At 64.4% G+C, this 18,703-nt stretch carries 15 protein-coding genes; 8 read left to right on the top strand and 7 right to left on the bottom strand.

Translation table 11 applies throughout. The features are described from left to right. Nucleotides 1-631: 631 nt before the first annotated feature. Together ACFE70_RS09885 and ACFE70_RS09880 are read right to left on the bottom strand one after the other, a co-directional pair. Nucleotides 632-1,480 carry a molybdopterin-dependent oxidoreductase gene (locus ACFE70_RS09885; protein ID WP_375417573.1) on the bottom strand — a complete coding sequence of 283 codons (849 nt, stop codon included), beginning with the start codon at nucleotides 1,478-1,480 and terminating at the stop codon, nucleotides 632-634. 13 nt (nucleotides 1,481-1,493) lie between these two features. Then, on the bottom strand, nucleotides 1,494-2,228 hold the full coding sequence (locus ACFE70_RS09880) for a cytochrome b/b6 domain-containing protein (protein WP_375417572.1): 735 nt from the start codon (nucleotides 2,226-2,228) through the stop codon (nucleotides 1,494-1,496). A gap of 491 nt (nucleotides 2,229-2,719) precedes the next feature. Here ACFE70_RS09880 and ACFE70_RS09875 point away from each other — a divergent pair, with 491 nt between their 5' ends. The 6 genes from ACFE70_RS09875 (at nucleotide 2,720) to ACFE70_RS09850 (ending at nucleotide 11,917) form a co-directional block, all read left to right on the top strand. After that, nucleotides 2,720-2,881 carry a hypothetical protein gene (locus ACFE70_RS09875; RefSeq protein ID WP_375417571.1) on the top strand — a complete coding sequence of 54 codons (162 nt, stop codon included), beginning with the start codon at nucleotides 2,720-2,722 and terminating at the stop codon, nucleotides 2,879-2,881. Between the two features lie 298 nt (nucleotides 2,882-3,179). Further along, a complete protein-coding gene (locus tag ACFE70_RS09870) occupies nucleotides 3,180-4,040 on the top strand; it encodes a hypothetical protein (protein ID WP_375417570.1) in 861 nt (286 codons plus the stop codon). A gap of 548 nt (nucleotides 4,041-4,588) precedes the next feature. Continuing rightward, nucleotides 4,589-5,212 (top strand): hypothetical protein, encoded by a 624-nt coding sequence (locus tag ACFE70_RS09865; RefSeq protein WP_375417569.1) that lies wholly within the window; start codon nucleotides 4,589-4,591, stop codon nucleotides 5,210-5,212. 301 nt (nucleotides 5,213-5,513) lie between these two features. Further along, a complete protein-coding gene (locus ACFE70_RS09860; RefSeq protein ID WP_375417568.1) occupies nucleotides 5,514-7,568 on the top strand; it encodes a tetratricopeptide repeat protein in 2,055 nt (684 codons plus the stop codon). Between the two features lie 64 nt (nucleotides 7,569-7,632). Next, nucleotides 7,633-8,580 carry a YitT family protein gene (locus ACFE70_RS09855; protein WP_375417567.1) on the top strand — a complete coding sequence of 316 codons (948 nt, stop codon included), beginning with the start codon at nucleotides 7,633-7,635 and terminating at the stop codon, nucleotides 8,578-8,580. A gap of 124 nt (nucleotides 8,581-8,704) precedes the next feature. Further along, nucleotides 8,705-11,917, top strand: coding sequence for a cyclic nucleotide-binding domain-containing protein (locus ACFE70_RS09850; protein WP_375417566.1), 3,213 nt, complete (start codon nucleotides 8,705-8,707; stop codon nucleotides 11,915-11,917). A gap of 83 nt (nucleotides 11,918-12,000) precedes the next feature. Here the strand turns inward: ACFE70_RS09850 and ACFE70_RS09845 are convergent, their stop codons facing one another. The 3 genes from ACFE70_RS09845 to ACFE70_RS09835 all read right to left on the bottom strand — a co-directional run bounded on the left by ACFE70_RS09845 (nucleotide 12,001) and on the right by ACFE70_RS09835 (nucleotide 14,622). Then, nucleotides 12,001-13,050: an adenylate/guanylate cyclase domain-containing protein gene (locus ACFE70_RS09845; protein WP_375417565.1), complete on the bottom strand. Its 1,050-nt coding sequence runs from the start codon at nucleotides 13,048-13,050 to the stop codon at nucleotides 12,001-12,003. 17 nt (nucleotides 13,051-13,067) lie between these two features. Then, nucleotides 13,068-13,475, bottom strand: coding sequence for a response regulator (locus tag ACFE70_RS09840; protein WP_375417564.1), 408 nt, complete (start codon nucleotides 13,473-13,475; stop codon nucleotides 13,068-13,070). 142 nt (nucleotides 13,476-13,617) lie between these two features. After that, a complete protein-coding gene (locus ACFE70_RS09835) occupies nucleotides 13,618-14,622 on the bottom strand; it encodes an App1 family protein (RefSeq protein ID WP_375417563.1) in 1,005 nt (334 codons plus the stop codon). A 274-nt stretch (nucleotides 14,623-14,896) separates the two neighbouring features. Here ACFE70_RS09835 and ACFE70_RS09830 point away from each other — a divergent pair, with 274 nt between their 5' ends. Further along, complete coding sequence (locus ACFE70_RS09830; RefSeq protein WP_375417562.1) at nucleotides 14,897-15,808, top strand: diacylglycerol/lipid kinase family protein; 912 nt, start codon at nucleotides 14,897-14,899, stop codon at nucleotides 15,806-15,808. A gap of 171 nt (nucleotides 15,809-15,979) precedes the next feature. Here the strand turns inward: ACFE70_RS09830 and ACFE70_RS09825 are convergent, their stop codons facing one another. Together ACFE70_RS09825 and ACFE70_RS09820 are read right to left on the bottom strand one after the other, a co-directional pair. Further along, nucleotides 15,980-16,405: a hypothetical protein gene (locus ACFE70_RS09825; RefSeq protein ID WP_375417561.1), complete on the bottom strand. Its 426-nt coding sequence runs from the start codon at nucleotides 16,403-16,405 to the stop codon at nucleotides 15,980-15,982. Nucleotides 16,406-16,462: 57 nt separating this feature from the next. Next, complete coding sequence (locus ACFE70_RS09820; protein WP_375417560.1) at nucleotides 16,463-16,738, bottom strand: hypothetical protein; 276 nt, start codon at nucleotides 16,736-16,738, stop codon at nucleotides 16,463-16,465. Between the two features lie 106 nt (nucleotides 16,739-16,844). Here ACFE70_RS09820 and ACFE70_RS09815 point away from each other — a divergent pair, with 106 nt between their 5' ends. Continuing rightward, a complete protein-coding gene (locus ACFE70_RS09815) occupies nucleotides 16,845-18,416 on the top strand; it encodes a hypothetical protein (RefSeq protein ID WP_375417559.1) in 1,572 nt (523 codons plus the stop codon). Nucleotides 18,417-18,703 lie beyond the last annotated feature (287 nt).

Genomic DNA, 18,703 nt, shown 5'->3' with positions numbered 1-18,703 from the left:
ACATAGCTCAGTCATACGGATTCTGCTTAAGGGAGGTCACCGGGAATAGAGGGGAGTTAAAAGTGAAAAGTCAGGAGGCAGTCATGCTTCGCTTTGCTCTGCATGACTACCTCCTGAAATACACTTTAAGAGGGCAGGAGCGATTCAAGCCCTAGCTTTTGCTCGTATATAGGACGATGGATGGCCAAGCCTTACAGCCTGACCTTCTCCTGGCTGGGCGCGGCGGTCATCGGCGTTCTGGTTTTGCCGATGATGTTCGCCCACGGTCATAGCTGAGGCGACGAGGGGGAGTAGGCGAAGTTTGGGCCACTGCCGGGGCGGCCAGCAGCAGGAACCCGCCGGCTGTTTGGAAGAATTTGGACATGGAATGGGAATGAGGTGCTACGCTTACTCGGGCCTGACGCCCCCAATTCAACCTCCTCACACCATTCGCGCAATTAATTATCGGCCCTCCCCCTGAGTTAAGAGTTAAGCGTTAAAAAGGCCATCATGCCGAGCAGGGAGCGCATCAAGCCAGGAACGCGGCCTCTCGGGCAGGTAGTAGTCCAATCGTTGTTCCGGCATCCTGATTACTACCCCGAACAAGAAGCTTCGCTACCTGCGCCGCCCGACCGCCCATTGAAATAGGTCCTCAATGCCCGGCGTGCCAGTCGTAGCCCAGCTCGGCCCAGTAGTCTTTGGGCCGCGTGTCAGCGAAGGCGATGCTGCCGATGCGCTTAAGGTGCTTGATGCCGTACTTGAGCGGCGAAACCAGGCGCAGCGGGGCGCCGTGCTCCTGGCTCAGGGGCTGGCCGTTCATCTCGTAGCAGAGCAAGGTCTGCGGGTGCAGGGCGCTTTCCAGTTCCAGGCCCACGTAGTAGGCCTCGTCGGGGGTCACCAGCCCTACGTAGCGCGGCGTGTCCTCTTTCGGCGGGTGGTTGGGGTCGGCAATGGGCTGACCCGAGCGGGTAGCGAGCGGGTACTGGGCCAGAAAGTCGGCGAAGCGCACCCCAGCCCAGCTCACAATCACGCTCCAGCCCTCGATGCACTTCAGCTCGGTCGTGATTTCGGTGCGGGGCAGGGCCTTGATTTGGGCCAGGGTGAACTCGTGGCTCCGGGCGGCGGTGCCGGCGGGGGCGTAGCCGTGCACCGTCAGGCGCCAGGTGGCGGGGTCGAAGTTCTCGGCGCCCAGGCCCACGTTGCCGTTGGCGCGCGGGGCGCGAGCCTGGGATTTGGCGAATTCCGGGGCCAGGCGGGTATTCTGATAATAGTCCTGGGTGAGGCCGGCGTTGAAATCCAGCACCTTGCGCAACGGGGCGGGGATGCCTTCGTCCTGGGGGCGGCCCAGCAGCCAGCGCCAGCCACCGAGACCGGCCAGCCCGGCCAGACCCAGGCCGATGAAGGCGCGGCGCGAGCGTTTGGTGGCGTCTTGCAGCATGGCCGCTTCGGCGGCGGCTTCGGCTGGAGTGGGAGCCGGAGTGGAATGGGTTTCGTCGGTCATGGGGGGTAGGGCATTAGGCGCGGGGCGCGGGAGACAGGGACGCCTCGGCGGCGGGCATAGTAGGCGGGCCGGCCACGGTTTCGCCGGTGGCGGGATTGACTTCCCGAATCTCGAAGCCGGCAACCATCGCCCGGAAGTTGTTCCAGCCCGCGCGCACGACCTGGGCGATGTGGACAATGAAAAACAGCACGTAGCCGATGGTGAGGGCAAAGTGCAGGATGCGGGCAAAAGCGTAGCCGCCCAGCAGGTTGGTGAGCCAGCCAAACTGCACCGGCTTGTAGATGGCCAGTCCCGTCAGCAGCGACCCTACCCCCATCAGTATCACCGACGTGTAGGCCAGCTGCTGGGCGCCGTTGAACTTGCGCACCGGCAGCGGCTTCTTGTTGAGGCCCAAGTCGTGCAGTGTAACCTGAATGGCTTCCTTGAACGAGTGGCGGGTAGGGAGCAGGTAGCGCCACTCGCCCGAGATAGCGGTGTAGAGCACGTAGGCCAGCCCGTTGAGGAAGAACACCCACATCAGCACGAAGTGCCAGCTCATGCCCTGGGCCAGCTTGTGGTCGAGCTTAAAGGCGCGGTAGAACGAGTCGGGGAAGAACTGGAGCAGCGTGGTGCTGCCCCAGCCGAGGCGGTACACGTCGTTGGCCCAGTAAATCCACAATCCACTCCAAATCATCAAGCTCAGCACCGGGAAGTTGACCCAGTGAAACCAGCGAATCGCTAGCGGGTGCTTTTCAACAAGGACTTTCATACGCAGCGGGTTAAGAGAAAGAGATTCAAGGGCAGCTGGCTGATTACGAATATATTTTGAAGCCAACCTGCCAGACGCCTGACCGGGGCCAGCCTTACACGCCACCGCTTTTTTAAGTTTTACTGGTTTTTAAATTTTACTGGCTTGCTGAACCAGCTGGCCCGGCAGCAGGCCAGCAGCGGGCCGGGGCCGGGCCTGCTGCTGGCCTGCTGGTTCAGCAAGCCAGTAAAGCCTTAGAAGCTGATTATGTTAAGTAAAAACGGTCCTGCTGAGCTGGTCGAAGCATCTCTACCGCGCCATTTGAATCGTTCAACGAAGCGGTAGAGATGCTTCGACCAGCTCCGCAGGACCGCCTAAAAGTGCTTTTTGGTTAACTCATACAGCTTCTTAGAGGGGGTAGGGAACTAAAAGGGCCATGCACCTTTGCCGTATGTCACGGGCTGTTTATCCAACCGATTTAACGGAGGCGGAGTGGGTTCTGCTTGAATCTTATGTCCATACTAGTGGCTACGGCCGGCCTCAACGCCTTCAGCCCCGACGTGGCTTTGAACATGCAAAACCTGGTTGGCAGCCACGATGCCACCCGCACCGGGAGCGCGGTGGCTAACTCCGACGGCAAGAAATTCGGCAACTGGGACGATTATTCCAACTAGAGTCAGAAGAGCAACAACCAGCGCTATAATGCCCGCCAGCCCACGCCCGCCCAACGGCAAAAACAAAAGCTGATTGTCGCCTTCCAGCCGCGGTACCTGGGCTCGCCAATGATTTTCTACGGCGACGAGACAGGCATGTGGGGCGGCAACGACCCCGATTGCTGCAAAACAGTGGTTTGGGCCGATAAATACAGGTCGGAGCGGGCCCAGGGCTTACTTAAAAACTGAACCGGAACTGCTCGCCTGGATGGGGTTGCCGTCAGTTCCGGCCCGCTGCCGCGGCGCCCGTATACGCCGGATGCTGTACGTGCTGCGTGACCACCTCTTCCCCGTTTTAGTTTTCCTGCACGCCCTGCTCAGCGGCGCCCCGCCGCCGGGTGGGCACGGCCGGTTTGAGCACTCGGGGCACCGCTATGCCCTGGTCCGGCTGCCGGGCCGCCTGCCGATTGGCGAAAGCTCCGGCCTGGCCCCGGCCGACTCGGCTGGCCTGGTCTGGACCCACGGCGACGGCGGCACACCCGCCACGCTCTACCTGGCCGGCCTGGATGACCAGTTGCGCCGTTCCCTACCCCTGGCCCCGCTGCCCAACCGCGACTGGGAAGACCTGGCCCGCGACCCGGCGGGCCGCTTCTACATCGGCGACTTCGGCAACAACGGCAACCAGCGCCGCGACCTGGTCATCTACCGCCTCACCCTGGGCGCCGGGCCGCCCCAGGTGGATACCATTGCCTTTCGCTACCCCGACCAGCTGGCGTTTCCGCCCGGCCGCGCGCGGCGGCACTTCGACTGCGAAGCCCTGGTGTTTTACCGCGACTCGCTGCACCTGTTCACCAAAGACCGGAGCCCCGCCCGCCGTACCCGCTACTACGTGCTGCCGGCCCGGCCGGGCCGGCACGTGGCCATGCTGCGCGACAGCCTGCGGCTGGGCACGCTTATCACGGCGGCGGCCCTGAGCCCGGATGGGCAGACGGTTGCGCTGCTCGGCTACGGGCGCCTCTTTCTATTTGCCGGCCCGCCGAGCGCCCGCCTCTTCCACGGCCCGAAAGCGTACCGGCGCCTACCCCCCACCGGGCAGGCCGAGGGCCTGGTCTTTCTCACCGACCGCGACTTGCTGCTGAGCAACGAGCGCGGTCGCCTTTTTAAGATTAGCCCGCGCTGATTGCTAGCCTGGCAGGTGGCTACGGCAGTTTTGGGATTGAGAGTGAGGTCGCGCGGGCTGAACGACATTGCCTAATGCGCTGGCCAGCGGCCTGGCGCGTCTACCTGGAAGTAGGTATTTTATATGAATATTTGATAAATTATTTGGACATCTTTACAATAGCTCATACATTCACCATATCATTTTCACCTTTTAACCCTTTTGGTCATGGTAGCTCTCTCGACCGCCGTATTGATTCTCTTTTTAGTCGCGGGACCGATTTACAATCCCTCCAAGTAGAATGAGAAAAGGACAATTCTCTGCTATTGGAGTATCCATTATAATATCTCCAGTAGCAGGTAGTTAGTCAATTTTCAAGGGCGGTCTGAGCGCAAGAAGTACCATACTCACTGCGCGAAGAACCAAATCCAGCGGCTTGTCACGGAACAAGCAAGGGTAGCCTGGCGCGGCACGCGAGCAATACCCTACCCCTCACGCACACCGCAATTAAAGAAGTATTGGCGGCTTGGTGCATTGATTTCGCCTTTTTCACTTAACCTCCTCTACTCATGACACCTGACTCCTCTTTCGCTCACATGATTGAAGCTGATGTTTCAGCCGTTGACCTGCCCGTCGTTGAGGTAGCCGTTCCGTCCATCATCTGGGAAGAAACTGTCGCGCAGTACGCCGCTGCCCTAGGCCAGAAACCGCAGCCGCCGCTGCCGGCTCAGGCAGTCAGCTTTCAACTCACCGGGTATGAGTTGCGCCTGGTTAGGGTCGAAGGCATTGAGGAACTGACCCAAGAAGATTTTCTGAAAAAGCCCTTGTCGTTGTTCTACAACGCCAAGAATCGCGAGGAGGCCGAGAAGGTGTTTGAGGCGTTCTGTGATATACCCGGAAATACTATTGAGACTGATTTCGGACCCATACTGGTTTATCCGGTTGGGAACTCGCATACGCGGCATCCTAAGTTAATGCATCTGGGAAGCATCAAGCTTCCTACTGTGGCCCCTACGTCCAAAGCAGCCGACGCCCCGTCGGAGCCCACTGAGCCGGCCCCGGCCAGGACTAATGACGGGTCCGAAAGCTCTTATTCCGAAGACGACTCATCTGAAGCGGGCGGCCTCCAGCAAGTGCGAGGGCAGGAGCTACTAGGACGGCAAATACTAGGTGTGATACATATGCCCGACTGATAACTCAGAAGGTTGAACTGGGCAAAGGGGGGTAGGCGAAGCCAATTCAGATAGTAAGCGCCTCCGCCTGACGTCGACAGTTAGTTGGAAAGCGGCTCGCTCGGCTATTGGCTTGCTACAGGGTTCTAGACAGACCTCGGTTTGAACTAGCTGATTCATACTGTCCACCAGCATGAGACAAGGGATTGTACTACTAGTAGTAAGTTGCGTGCTGCTATCGCCGCCCGCGGCGGGACAATCGCGCCAAGCAGACAGCTTGCGTCAGCTGCTAAGTGCGCATTCTCAACCTGATACACTCCGTGTGCGCTGGCTGCTGGACTTGATGCAGCAAGTGCGCCCTACGGATGCCGCTCAGGCCACCGAATTGGGTCAGCAAGCACTAACGCTGGCTCAGCGGTTGGCCGACCACATCGGCCAGGGCCAAGCCTGGTTAGAGCTTAGTAAATTATACCGCCGGCAGTTGAATTACGCACAAGCTCGGCGTTGTGCCCAGCAGGCGCGCCAATTATTTGCCCACCGAGGCTACCGCCAGCAGTTGGGCCAGGCATGGCTAGAATTAAGTTACATCGACATGTTGCAGGGTAATCCAGTCCCTGCTTTGGCCGCCGCTTTAAAAGGCCTGCCCCTGGCCGAACAGGTGGGCGATGTGCCAACTCAGATTCGATTAAAGGTGGCGATGGGCAACAGCTACTATGTAATGGAGAATTATAGCCAAGCGCTGCCGCTATTACAGGATGCTCTGCGAAGTGGAGAGCAAATCGGGGATGACCGCGTGGTGCTACAGGCGCTGAATGGGCTGGGCAATTCGTTTCTGGCGCTGAAAAACTGGCCCCAGGCGCTAGTATACCACCAGCGCTCCTTGCAGTTAAGCCAACGCCTGGGCAACACATCAGGAGAAATAGCAGACGAAACGAATCTAGCGGAAGTTTATAATCTCCAAGGCAACCACCCGCAGGCGCTGGCTCACGGCCGGCGCGCCTGGCGCCTAGTGCAAGCCACCCACGACAACTACAACCTGCCATCAGTGGAGTTGATGCTGGCGCGGCAATACCTGCTCACCGGGCAGCCTGACAGCGCCCTAACCTTAGCTCACCACGGCCTGCAACTCAGCCAGCAGACGCGCAGCAACGAAAATATTCGTATTGCCAGTGATATTCTGGCCCAGACTTATGCCCAGCGCGGCGACTTCGCGCGGGCTTACGAGTATCGCAATCTGCACTTGGCTTATAACGATACGCTTGCCGGCGAAAATATTCAAGCGAAAACCGCTGCGCTACGCCACAATTATGAGCTGGACAAGAAGCAGGCCCAGATTAACCTGCTCACCAAAACCCGGCAGCTGCAAGCCCAGAAGGAAGCCCGGCAGCGCCAGCAGCTCTACGGCTTGCTAGCGGGCCTGACGGGGCTGGGGCTGCTGGCCGCGCTGCTCTGGCGCAACGTGCTGCTCAAGCAGCGAGCCAACCGGATGCTGGAAGAGAAAAACCAGCAGATTGCCGCCCACCGCGACAGCCTGGGCCGGACCCTGAACGTGCTCCAAGAAGCCCAGGACCAGCTGGTGCAGCGCGAGAAGATGGCCTCGCTGGGTGAGCTGACGGCGGGCGTGGCCCACGAGATGCAAAACCCCCTGAACTTCGTCACCAACTTCGCCGACCTGAGCGTGGAGCTGGTGGCCGAGCTGGAAGAGGAGCTGGCCAGGGAGCCGCTCTCGGGCAGCGGCCGGCTCACCATCAGCCAGCTGCTAAGCGAGCTGACCCAGAACCAGGTCAAGATTCATCAGCACGGGCACCGCGCCGACGGCATCGTCAAGCGGATGCTGGAGCACTCGCGCACCAGCACCGGCCAGCGCCAGCCCACCGACCTCAACGCGCTGGTGGCCGAGTACCTGCGCCTGGCTTACCAGGGCTGGCGGGCCAAGAACAAGGACTTCAACGCCACGCTCACCACCGATTTCGACCCGCAGCTGCCGCCACTGCCCCTCGTGCCCCAGGACCTGAGCCGCGTGCTGCTCAACCTGCTCACCAATGCCTTTTATGCCGTGGCCGAGAAAAGCCGGCAGGCTGGCGAGAGCTACCGCCCCGAGGTGGGCGTGCAGACCCGGCGCGCCGGCCGGCAGGTGCGGCTGCGGGTGCGCGACAATGGGGTAGGGATTCCGGCGGCCGTGCGCGAGAAAATCTTCCAGCCCTTTTTCACCACCAAGCCTACCGACGTGGGCACCGGCCTGGGCCTGTCGCTGAGCTACGACATCATCACCAAAGGCCACGGCGGCACGCTGGAAGTCGAGAGCCAGGAAGGCCAGTACACCGAGTTCACGATTTGCCTGCCGGTGCCGGCGGCGCACGAGCGGGTGCTCGCTTGACACTAGTAGTCAGACTATTAAAGTAGCTTAAACTCAAACGGCAAGCAGCTTTCCGGTTTTTGCGATGTTGCTCGAACACCTCATTCCCACGCGCTTGCGCTTTCGCAAGCTGCCGCCGGCGGCGGGCGGCGCGGGGCTGCGCGCCTACCTGGGGCAGCACTGGCAGGCGCTGCTGCTGCACGGCGTGCTGCTGCTGGCGGGCGTGTTTTCGGCGGCGCTGGGCCTGAAGGGGTTTCTGCTGCCCAACGGCTTTATCGACGGCGGCGTGACCGGCATCTCGCTGCTCATCAGCCAGCTGACGGGCGCTTCGCTCTCGCTGCTGATTGTGCTGATTAACATCCCGTTTGTGGTGCTGGGTTACTACCAGCTCGGGCGCAAGTTTGCCCTCAAAACCTTGCTCACCATCCTGACTCTGGCGGTCGCGCTGCTACTGGTCTCGTTTCCGCCCCTCACCCAGGACAAGCTGCTGATCGCCGTCTTCGGCGGCTTTTTCCTGGGGGCGGGGGTAGGGCTGGCCATGCGCGGCGGCGGCGTGCTCGACGGCACCGAAATCCTGGCCGTGTACCTGACCCGCAAGCTGCCGGCCTCGGTGGGCGACATCGTGCTGGTTATCAACATAATTATCTTTAGTGCGGCGGCCTGGCTGCTGTCCATCGAGACGGCCCTGTACTCCATTCTGGCGTATCTGGCGGCGGCCAAAACCGTCGATTTCATTCTCGTCGGCATCGAGGAATACACTGGCCTGACCATCATCTCGTTTCACAGTCCCCAAATCCGGCGCCTGATAACCGACCAGCTGCGCCGCGGCGCCACAGTCTACGAGTGCACCCAAGGCTTCGGCACGCACGGCCACCAGCGCCTGAAAGTAGAAGCCATTTTCACGGTCGTTACCCGCCTGGAGGTGGTCGGGCTAACCGATGAGATTCATAAGATTGACCCGCAGGCGTTCGTAGTTATGCAGAGTGTCAGCGACATGCGCGGCGGCCTGATAAAGAAGCGGGCGCTGCACTAGGGCTGTAGGGTGCGGGGCTTGCCCCCGCCCGTCGTTGAACAAAATCGTTGAGCTACTAATCAATCGGCGCGGACGCCGGGCGGGGGCAAGCCCCGCACCCTACAGGCTAACCCACCCCATTATCATGGAGAAATGGTACCGTTTTCTGGGCGTGCGGCCGGGCGAGACGCGCACCGTCTGGCTGTATTTCGCCCATAATTTTCTGCTCGGCACCGGCACCATCCTCGTGTACGTGGCGGCCAACGTGCTGCTGCTGGCCAACCACCCCGAGCGCAGCCTGCCGCTGGGCTACTGCGCCGGGGCGCTGGCCATGATGGGAGTTGGGCGGCTTTACGCCTACTGCGAGCACCACTGGCCGCTGCGGCGGCTGGCGGGGCGGGCGCTGCTGGCGGCGGCCGTGCTCACGCTGGTGCTGGGCCTGGTGCTGCGGCTGGGGCCGTCGGTGGGGGCGGCCGTAGCCGTGATGGCGGGTTACCGCCTGATTTACCTGCTCACCAACCTGGAGTTCTGGGGCATGTCGGCGGTGGTGTTCAATGTGCGGCAGGGGCGGCGGCTGTTCAGCGTCATCAGCGCCGGCGACCTGCCGGCCAAGGCCCTGGGCGCCGTGCTGGCCGTCTTCGTGCACGCCCAGAACGAGCTATATGGGCTGCTGCTGCTGGCTTTTGGGTTCTACCTGCTGGCCTTGCTCATTCAGCGCAACACCTTCCGGGCACGGGTGATAGAGGCCCGGCCGGCGCCGCCGCGCGGGCCGCGCCCGCTGCGCTCGCCGCTGAGCCAGCGGCTGCTGGGCGGCAGCCCCCTGGTTCGGGCGATGGGCTTCAGCCTGCTGGCGCTGGCGGCGGTGGCGGCGGGCGTCGAGTACAGCTTCTTTATTAACGTGAAGCACAAGCTCCACGACCAGGCCACCGTGCTGCCCTACGTGGGCGGCGTGCTGGCCCTGACTTACCTGCTGGCAATGGTCTTCAAGCTGCTTTTCTCGCGCCACGGCCTTGACCGGCTGGGGGTGCGCCGGACCCTGGTGGCGCTGCCGCTGGCGGCGCTGGCCGGCGTGCTGGGCTTTGGCGGGCTGCAAGTGGCCCACGCCGGGCCCGCCGCCCAGATGCTGTATTTCGGCGGGCTGTATCTGGCCCTGGAGGTGCTGCGCCGGGCCTTGTTCGAGCCCGTGTTTCTGGTCCTGTTCCAGCCCCTGACGCCCGCTGAGCGCCTGGAAGGCCACACGCTGGTCAAGGGTTTTTACGAGCCGCTGGGCCTGGGGCTGGGCGGCTTGGCGCTGCTGGGCTTCGCCGAGTTTGATGGGGTTAATCAGGGGCTGCTGTTCGCCTGGCTGGGGCTGCTGCTGCTGGGCGCGCTGCTCTTGCTGCAACGGACTTATCAGAAATATCTGGACGAGCTGAAGGGCGCGCTGGGCCTGCGCTTCACCGAAGGCCCGGCGCTTGACGGCGCCGCCGCCGAGGCCCCCGCCGCCCCGGCGCCGACCGAGGCTATTCCCTACCCCCCCAGCCCGGAGCAAACCCTCCAAACCATTGAGCACCTGCGCCGGGCCGGGCCCGCGGCGCTGGCCGGGCCCGCCAAGGCGCTGCTCCGGCACGCCGACCGCCGGGTGCGCCACCGGGTGCTGAGCCTGCTGGGCGCGCACACCGATGCCGGCCTGCTGCGCCAGCTCGTGCTCCGCGACCCCGACCCCGGCTTGCGCGAGCTGGCCGCCTACCTGGCCGGCCACCACCACCACGCCGCCGACCTGCTCGACCACCCGGACCTGGCCGTGCGGCAGGGCGCCATCCGGGGGCGGCTGGCGGCGGCGCCCACCGATGCCCCGGCTCTGGCCAGCCTGGCCGCCGTGGCCGCCGCCCCCGCTGCTGAGGCGCGCCTCGTGGCCCTGACCCTGGTGGGGCTGCTGCCGCCGGCCCAGCAGGTCGAACTAGTGGCGGCCGGCCTGCGCAGTCCGGAGCCCGCGCTGGTGCAGGCCGCCGTGCACGCCGCCGCCGACCTGCCTACCCCCCCCCTGCTGGAGCAGCTCATCCGCCTGCTCTTCGTGAAGGCCGTGCGGGAGCCGGCCGCCACCAGCCTGGTGCGCCTGGGTGCCGCCGCCCTACCCCCCCTGAAAGCGGCCATGACCCCGGAAACCGACGGCCGCCGCCTGCAAGCCCTGACCCAGGTATGCGCCCGCCTGGCCTCGCCGGCCGCCCGGCAACTGCTGCTGGAAGTAACCCAGGGCCCCAACCTGCCCGCCCGCGCCGCCGCGCTCAAGGCGCTGGGCAGCTTCGCCACGGTGCCGGCCGACGCGCCGGTGTTTCAGCGGCTGGTGGAGGAAGAGCTGCGGCTGGCCCAGCACCTGCTGCACGGCATGGTGAGCGCCAACACCGAGCTGCGCACGGCCCTGCGCTACGAGCTGCGCCGCGGCCAGCAGCGCCTGTTCGGGCTGCTCATGCAAGTCTATGAGCGCCAGCCCATGCGCGATGCCCAGCGCGGGGCCGCCCACACGGCCGGCGAGCGGCAGGCCAACGCCCTCGAAATGCTCGACAACCTGATTCCGCGCCCGCTCTACCAGGGCTTGCAGGCCATGCTCGACGTGGGCCGGCTCAGCGACAAGGTGCTCACCTTCGACAGCCTGCTGGGCCCGGCATTGTCGGCCGAGCCCATCCAAACCACCATCGTGCGCCGGGGGCTGGCCGCGTTTTCGGCCTGGACCATCGGGGTGGCTTTGCGCCAGTGGCACCCCCAGCCGGCCACGGTCGCGTACCTCTACCCCCACCTGCTCACCGACGATGCCCTGATTCGGGAGAGCGCCGAAGCGCTGCTGCGCCAGCTGCCCCTGCTGCGCCCGGCCGCCCACGACCATTTTCAAATCCTGCACCCTGCCATTTCCCCACCGGCCATGACCACCACCTCCGCCCCTACCCCCTGCCGCTCGGCCCAGCAGCGCGTGCTGCTGCTCAAGGGCACTACGCTCTTCGCCGAAACGCCCGAGAACGTGCTCGGCACCATCGTGCCCATCATGAAGGAGGTGGTTTTTGAGCCTGAGCAGGAAATTTTTGCCAAGGGCAGCCTGGGCACCTCGCTCTTTGTCGTGTGCGAGGGCGAAGTGGGCATTTACGACGGCCCGCGCCAGCTGACGACCTTCCGCCAGGGCGACTTCTTTGGCGAGTTGGCGTTGCTCGACGCCGAAGCCCGCTCGGCCACGGCCGTGGCGCTGGGGCCGGTGGTGGCGTTTCGCATTGACCAGGAAGATTTTTACGACGTGCTGGAAGAGTGCGCCGAGGTCGTGCGCAGCATCATGCGGGTGCTGTGCCAGCGCCTGCGCCGCCAGAACGAGAAGATGCCGCCCGTCGCCGCCTGAGTTGTAGCGCGAACTTTGTAGTCCTAGTCCGCAAATGCGCCGGTAAAACGGTTCACTCACGGACTACAAAGTCCGCGCTACGGCTACGCCACGACCTCGTAAATCATCACCGGGCGGGCCTTGTTCTTGAGGCTGACCGGCTGCAAGGGCCGGCACTGAAACGACTCTTTCACCTGCTCATAAATCGTCTCGGTGATGATAATCTGGCCGGGGTGGGCAATGCCCTGCAAACGCTGGCTCACGTTGACGGTGTCGCCGATGACGGTGTAGTCGAAGCGCTTGAGCGAAACCGAGCCGATGTTGCCTGACACCATCTCGCCGGAGTTCAGGCCGATGGAGAGCGCCGGCTGGTAGGCCTCGCCGTTGGGCAAAGTCGTTTGGCCGTTGGCCTGCACCACGCTGCGCACGGCCAGCGCCGCGTCGATGGCCCGGTCCAGGTGGAAGTCGCCGCGGAAGACGGCCATCACGGCGTCGCCCATGAACTTGTCGATGTAGCCGCCCTGGGCAATGACCTCGCGCACGGCCTGGTCGAAATACGTGTTGAGCAGCCCCACCACGGCGCCCGGCGAGAGCACCTCGGCCAGGGACGTGAAGCCGCAGATATCGATGAAGAGCACCGTGGCCGCCACCGTCTCGCTGGCCATGAGCGTGTTCTGGAAGTCAGGCCGGCTCATGAAGTTGATGACCGTTTCGTCGACGTACATGCGCAGAATGTTGTTTTCCTGCACCGCGCGCAGCGTCTGGCGCAGCTGCTGCACGTGGCGGCCGGCCTTGTCGATGGTCACTTCCAGGTCGGCAAAATCGACGGGCTTGCACACGAAGTCAAAGGCGCCGTGGTTCATGGCCGAGCGGATATTGGCCATATCGCCATAAGCCGATACCATCACGGCCTTGACCAGCGGATTGACCTCGGCCAGCCGGCCGAGCAGCGCCAGCCCGTCCATGACGGGCATATTGATGTCGGAGAGCACCACGTCCAGCTCGGGCATCTCACCCAGGCGCGTCAAGGCTTCCTCGCCGTTGTGGGCAAAGCGAAACTCGTAGGTGCCCTCCCGGATTTTGCGCCGGAACCGCTGCTTGATGAGCAGCTCCAAGTCGGGCTCATCATCGACTACCAGAATGTGGGTTTTCATGGCTCAGAATACGTATGCTAGCTAGCTTCTTGGTCTGGAATTCCGGCCCCGGCCAGGGGCAGGAGCTTCTGCCGGAGGGCGCTGAAATCAAGGGGCTTGGTCAGAAAGTCGTTGGCGCCCAGCGCCAGGGCCTGCTGGTAGGTGGCCGCGTCGCCGTGGGCCGTTATCATCATTACGGTGGGCGGCAGCCGGTGCTCCTGCTTGATGCGCCGCAGCAGCTCCAGCCCGCTCATGCCGGGCATGTTAATGTCCGATAAAATCAGCACTATCTCCGAATAGTGTTCCTCGTGCTGCAAATAAGCCAGCGCCTCCTCGCCCGAATAGGCGAAGGCGAACGCCAGCACCCCGCTGCGGATTTCGTGGCGGAAGCGCTGCTCAAAGAGCAGGCGCGCATCTACTTCGTCATCAACTACCAGAATTTTCATCGTGGCCGGATAAGAAGATTCACCGCCCCGCCCGCGGCCCCGCAGAGGACCCTGGCGCGTTCGAATTGCAATATGGCAATAGGATAAGCAAACGCGCCGGCCGGGCCGGCAGTTGCGGGCGGCAGCGGCGGCGCTTCTGGCCCTACAGCCCTACCCCCCTCGAATGCCGCAAGGCCGCGCGGCTGTCTTCGAAGTAGCAGGTGGCCACGCCGGCGGCGGCTATTTCGACCAGCGCCTGCTCAGCGGCGGCGCGCCCGCCGGCGTGCACGTGGCGCAGATACACCACCCGGATGCGCCCCGGAAAGCGCCGCACCACCGCCGCGTAGATGCCGGGGTCCTGCTGCGAGTCGTCGCCGAGCAGGCCAAAAAGCTGGCCGGGGCAGGCGGCCAGAATGCGCACGATGCGGTCGAGCTTGGTGGCGTGCTTGTTCTGGCCCGTGCGCCAGAGCTGGCCGGCCCGTTTGAGCTGGCTCAGTTGAAAAACGCCCTTGGGCAGCGCGTTGTGGGCGGCAAACTCCAGCAAATAATCATAGAGATTCCACTCGCTGCTGGAGACGTAGAAAAAGGCGTTGGGCTGCGCGGGGGTGGCCGCCCCGGCCGCGGCCAGCCACTGGTAGTGGGCCACCACCCCTTCAAAGGCGGCCCGGCCGCGCGCGGGCCGGCTCAGCAGCACCCACAGGCGCTGCCAGCGCGTAGCCGAGTGCGAAACCAGAAACGTGTCGTCGATATCGGAGATAAAGGCGTAGGGCGTCTCGTAGGGCACGTGCGCTTCGGCCGTGGCCTGGGCCAGCACCGCGCCCGAGCCGGCCGCGAGCAGGGCAGCCTCGGTGGGGTGCCAGCCGGGGGCGAGGGGGGTAGGGAGTTCGACCTCGACGCGGAAAAAGCCGTCGGCGTCGGTGCGCGCGCCCACGCGCTGATTCCCTACCCCCACCCGCACCGGCGCATCGGCCCAGGGCCGCACCAGAAACAGGCGCAGCAGGTGCCAGGCCGTGGCCCCCAGCCAGCGGCCGTGGCCGGGCTGCGGCAGGGGGCTCTGCCGGAAGGCGTGGCCCTGCACCACCACCCGGCCGGGGCTGCCAAAGCCGCGATAGAGCTTGATAACGGGCTGGCGGGTGAGGCCGAGCCAGGCAAGGAGGGTAGAGGTCATCAACTTGTGAATTGTTCGGCCGGACCGCCGGAAAATTCGTTACGGTGGAGATGCCGTTCGGTTGGACCGGTCTGGCGCGGGGCGGTGCCCCGTGCCGGCTAATGAGTGGGCCTCCGGCCCACAAAACGACTATGTCTGAGCTTTACATCCTGAGCCCTACCCCCTGGAATCAACATCCTGGCAGCGCGAGCCGGCCAGAAGCCAGCAACTACCCGGCACGGGGCAGAGCCCCGCGCCAAACCGGCCAAGGCCCTCTTTTCCCAATTTGCTCGCTATGCCTGCTCCTTCCTCGCCGCTGCGCTATCTATTCTTCGTAAACTCCGGCTCCGGCAGCGCCGGCAAGTCGGATTGGGAGAAAACCATCGGCGACTATTTCGCGGCCCTGCCCCACTCGGCCGAGGTGCTCACGCTCAGCGGCCCCGACCCCGCGGCGGGCCTGCGCGAGCAGGTAGCCAGCCGCCGGCCCGACTGTCTCGTGGCGGTGGGCGGCGACGGCACCGTAAAGCTGGTGGCCGAGCTGGCCCTGGCCGCGGATTTACCCCTGGGCATCCTGCCCGCCGGCTCGGCCAACGGCATGGCCCGCGAGCTTTCCCTACCCCTGCCCCCGGCCGAGGCCCTGGCCGTGGTGACGGGCGGCCAGGAGAAAGCCGTGGACGTGCTCTACCTCAATGGGACTGATTTATGCCTGCACCTGAGCGACATCGGCCTCAATGCCCAGCTCGTGCGCCACGCCCAGCGCCGGAGCTGGCACGGGCTGCTGGGCTACGCGCGGGCCGCGTTCTGGTCGGTGCTGCGGCGGCGCCTGATGCGGGTGCGGGTGCAAACCAGCGCCGGCGAAGAGGTCGAGCGCGCCGCCTTCATGGTGGTGCTGGCCAACGCCCGCGTCTACGGCACGGGCGCGGCCATCAACCCCGACGGCGACGTGACTGACGGGCGCTTCGAGGTCGTGATTTTGCGCCGCCTGGTGGGGCGCGAGCTGCTGAAGATGTTCTGGCGCTTCCGGCCCTTCGACCCCGCCGTGGTCGAGATTTTCTCCACCACGGCCGTCAATCTGGACGTGCGCCGGCCAGTCGATTTGCAGGTTGATGGCGAGTACCGGGGCAAGACCACCCACGTCGACGCGCACATCCGGCCCGGCGCGCTGCGGGTGCTGGTGCCGGCACCCTCACCCGCAGCGGGGGGGTAGGGGCAGGCGCCGGGCGGACGTCGGGCGCGGCTTTATGCGGCTACTACTTAATTTTCTGCATTTTTATATCAAAAAAATTACGTGTTTATCCCGCGGTTACCTTTTATTTGCAGCCCGTATAAACCAACTCCAAACACCAAACCAACTCTTTTTTATGAAAAAGCAACTCATTTACCTGGCTGCCCTCATGCTGAGCGCCAACTTGCTGACTTCCTGTAGCAGCGACAAGGCCGGCGGCGAAAGCTCCACGTCCACTTCAACCACTGAGTCGAGCAGCTCGAGCATGAGCAGCGACTCGACCGGCGCCATGAGCGGCTCGGGCACGATGGATTCGGGTAGCGGCTCGATGAGCAGCACTTCGGGCTCGACCAGCGGCACCACCGCCGGCGGCAGCATGAGCACCAGCGGCTCGACCAGCGGCAGCGGCGACATGAGCAGCACCAGCGGTAGCGGCAGCATGAGCACTTCAGGCTCGACCAGCGGCACCACCGCCGGCGGCATGAGCACCAGCGGCACTACGGCCGGTGGCAGCACCAGCGGCATGAGCACGTCGGGCTCGACGGGCGGCACCACCGCCGGCGGCACGGGCACCGGCACGACCACCGGACAATAAAGAGCCCACGACTTCGTTTCGGTTCTTTCAGCACATTTTTTTCACCCCCCACTTCTTCTTATGAAAAAGCACATTTCGTATTCATTCTGGGCCGGCGCCCTCGCTTTGTCTTTGAGCCTGAGCGCTTGCAGCACCACCGGCACCGGCACGACCGGCAGCACGTCGGGCTCGACCTCGGGCAGCACCAGCGGTAGCACGTCGGGCAGCACCAGCGGCAGTACGACTACCGGCACGACCTCGGGCACCACCAGTGGCACAAGCACGTCGGGCACCACCAGCGGTACGAGCACGTCGGGCACCACCAGCGGCACGACCACGCGCTAATCTTCTTTTTAAGTTCTGACCGCAAGGCGAAGAGGCCGGCCATTCTGATGGTCGCCTTTTCGCCTTGTTGGCGTTTGGGCTGGTGTCCCAATTCTTTTTATGCCCCTTTCAGAGACTGGTTTCTGGGCCGTGCTGCGGCGGCCATTCATCCTCGATTTGCGGGCGCTGGCCTTGCTGCGCGTGGCCACAGCCGCCGTGCTGCTGGCCGACGTGCTCATTCGCAGCACCGATGTGGAGGCCCACTACGCCAACCTGGGCGTGCTGCCCATCGGCGCGCTCATGGACCACGCCTGGACGCCGTTTCAGTTTTCGCTGCACACGGCCAGCGGGCTCTGGCAGGCGCAGGCGCTGCTGCTGGGACTGGCGGCGGCGCTGGCCGTGGCCCTGGGCCTGGGCTATCACCCGCGCCTGGCCACGCTGGGCTCGTGGCTGCTGCTGGTCTCGGTGCAAAACCGCAACCCGCTCATCGGGCAGGGCGGCGACGACTTGCTGCGGATGCTCTTGTTCTGGGGCATCTTCCTGCCTTGGGGGCGGGTGTGGTCGTGGCCGGCGCGCCGCGCGCCCGCGCCGCCTACTTACCAGTATTTCAGTGCCGCCACCGTGGCCTATGTGGTGCAGCTGGCCCTGCTCTACTGGTGCACCGCCCTGCTCAAAACCGGCCCCGAATGGACTCAGGACGGCACGGCCCTCTACTACGCCTTCAGCCTCGACCAGGTGCTGCTGCCCGGCGGCCGGCTGCTCTACCCCTACCCCACCCTGCTGCGCTTTCTCACCTTCGCCGCCTACTACACCGAGCTGCTCCTGCCCTTCGTGCTGTTTCTGCCGGTGGGCGTGGCCTTCTGGCGGCTGCTGGCCATTGGGGTGCTGTTTGGGTTTCACCTCGGCATCAGCCTGACGCTCTACGTGGGGTTGTTTTTCGCCATTAACCTGGCCTCAGTGCTGGGCCTGCTGCCGCCGGTGGCCCTGGACTGGCTGAGCCAGAAGTTCGCGCCATATGGCGCGCGGCTGCGCGGCGGGCGCTTGCGCCTGGCCCGGCCGGCGTGGGCCGCCCTGCCCTGGCGCCTGCGCCTGGAGCGCACCACCGAGGGCGGGTTGCCGGCGGGCAGCCGGCGCCGGCTGCGCGGCCTGCGCGAAGGCTTCGTGGCGGGCGTACTGGCTTACGTGTGCTGGTGGAACCTCGACGACGTGGCTGTGCTGCGCCCGGCCGGCCAGCTCATGCCGGCGCCCACGCGCTGGTTTGGCTACCTCTTCCGCACCGACCAGCACTGGGGCATGTTCGCGCCGGCCGTGTTCAAGGACGATGGCTGGTACGTGCTCGAAGGCGCCACCGCCGACGGCCGCCTGCTCGACCTCAACCGCGGCGGTGCGCCCGTGCGCTACGCGAAGCCCGCCTCGGTGATAGCGCTGTTTGCCAATGACCGCTGGCGCAAATACTCGGAAAACTACCTCTTCGTGCAGAACGCCTGGATGCGACCCTATTACTGCAACTACCTGCTGCGCATCTGGCACGAAAACCCTACCCACCCTCCCCTGCGCCACCTCACGGTGGTGTACATGAAGGAGGTTTCGCTGCCCGACTACCGGGTTTCGCTGCCCGAGCGCCAGGTGCTCTGCGACTGCGGCCCGGCGCTGCCGCCGGCCGCGCCGGCGCCCGCCGCGCCGGCGCCCTAGCCGACGCGAGCTACGGAATTACCGGCCTGGCGCGCGGCCGGCACGCTGAGCCACTCGGCGGCGTGGGGAGCAGGCAGGGAGCAAGGCGACGCGGGGCCCGCAAAAAGAAAGTCCGCACAAACCCGTGGCGCGTCCCGCATACTACGGGCCGCTTGCTCCGTGGAAAACAACATTTCGACCAGGAAAGGCCTTTTTAGACCTCGCTGCGCATATCAGCCGGTTTGGCTTGCGCGTTAAAGAAGCCAGTCTTCTGCCAAAGGATACGCTGGCAGCGGGCTGATTTTCTG

Source organism: uncultured Hymenobacter sp., from assembly GCF_964243305.1.
Lineage (GTDB): Bacteria > Bacteroidota > Bacteroidia > Cytophagales > Hymenobacteraceae > Hymenobacter.
Note: the sequence above shows the minus strand (reverse complement) of the source record. Positions and strands in the feature narration are given on the sequence as shown.

Coding starts and splice junctions, on each gene's coding strand:
- ACFE70_RS09885 (WP_375417573.1), bottom strand. CDS start 1,480: ATGACCGACGAAACCCATTCCACTCCGGCTCCCACTCCAGCCGAAGCC.
- ACFE70_RS09880 (WP_375417572.1), bottom strand. CDS start 2,228: ATGAAAGTCCTTGTTGAAAAGCACCCGCTAGCGATTCGCTGGTTTCAC.
- ACFE70_RS09875 (WP_375417571.1), top strand. CDS start 2,720: ATGTCCATACTAGTGGCTACGGCCGGCCTCAACGCCTTCAGCCCCGAC.
- ACFE70_RS09870 (WP_375417570.1), top strand. CDS start 3,180: ATGCTGTACGTGCTGCGTGACCACCTCTTCCCCGTTTTAGTTTTCCTG.
- ACFE70_RS09865 (WP_375417569.1), top strand. CDS start 4,589: ATGACACCTGACTCCTCTTTCGCTCACATGATTGAAGCTGATGTTTCA.
- ACFE70_RS09855 (WP_375417567.1), top strand. CDS start 7,633: ATGTTGCTCGAACACCTCATTCCCACGCGCTTGCGCTTTCGCAAGCTG.
- ACFE70_RS09850 (WP_375417566.1), top strand. CDS start 8,705: ATGGAGAAATGGTACCGTTTTCTGGGCGTGCGGCCGGGCGAGACGCGC.
- ACFE70_RS09845 (WP_375417565.1), bottom strand. CDS start 13,050: ATGAAAACCCACATTCTGGTAGTCGATGATGAGCCCGACTTGGAGCTG.
- ACFE70_RS09840 (WP_375417564.1), bottom strand. CDS start 13,475: ATGAAAATTCTGGTAGTTGATGACGAAGTAGATGCGCGCCTGCTCTTT.
- ACFE70_RS09835 (WP_375417563.1), bottom strand. CDS start 14,622: ATGACCTCTACCCTCCTTGCCTGGCTCGGCCTCACCCGCCAGCCCGTT.
- ACFE70_RS09830 (WP_375417562.1), top strand. CDS start 14,897: ATGCCTGCTCCTTCCTCGCCGCTGCGCTATCTATTCTTCGTAAACTCC.
- ACFE70_RS09815 (WP_375417559.1), top strand. CDS start 16,845: ATGCCCCTTTCAGAGACTGGTTTCTGGGCCGTGCTGCGGCGGCCATTC.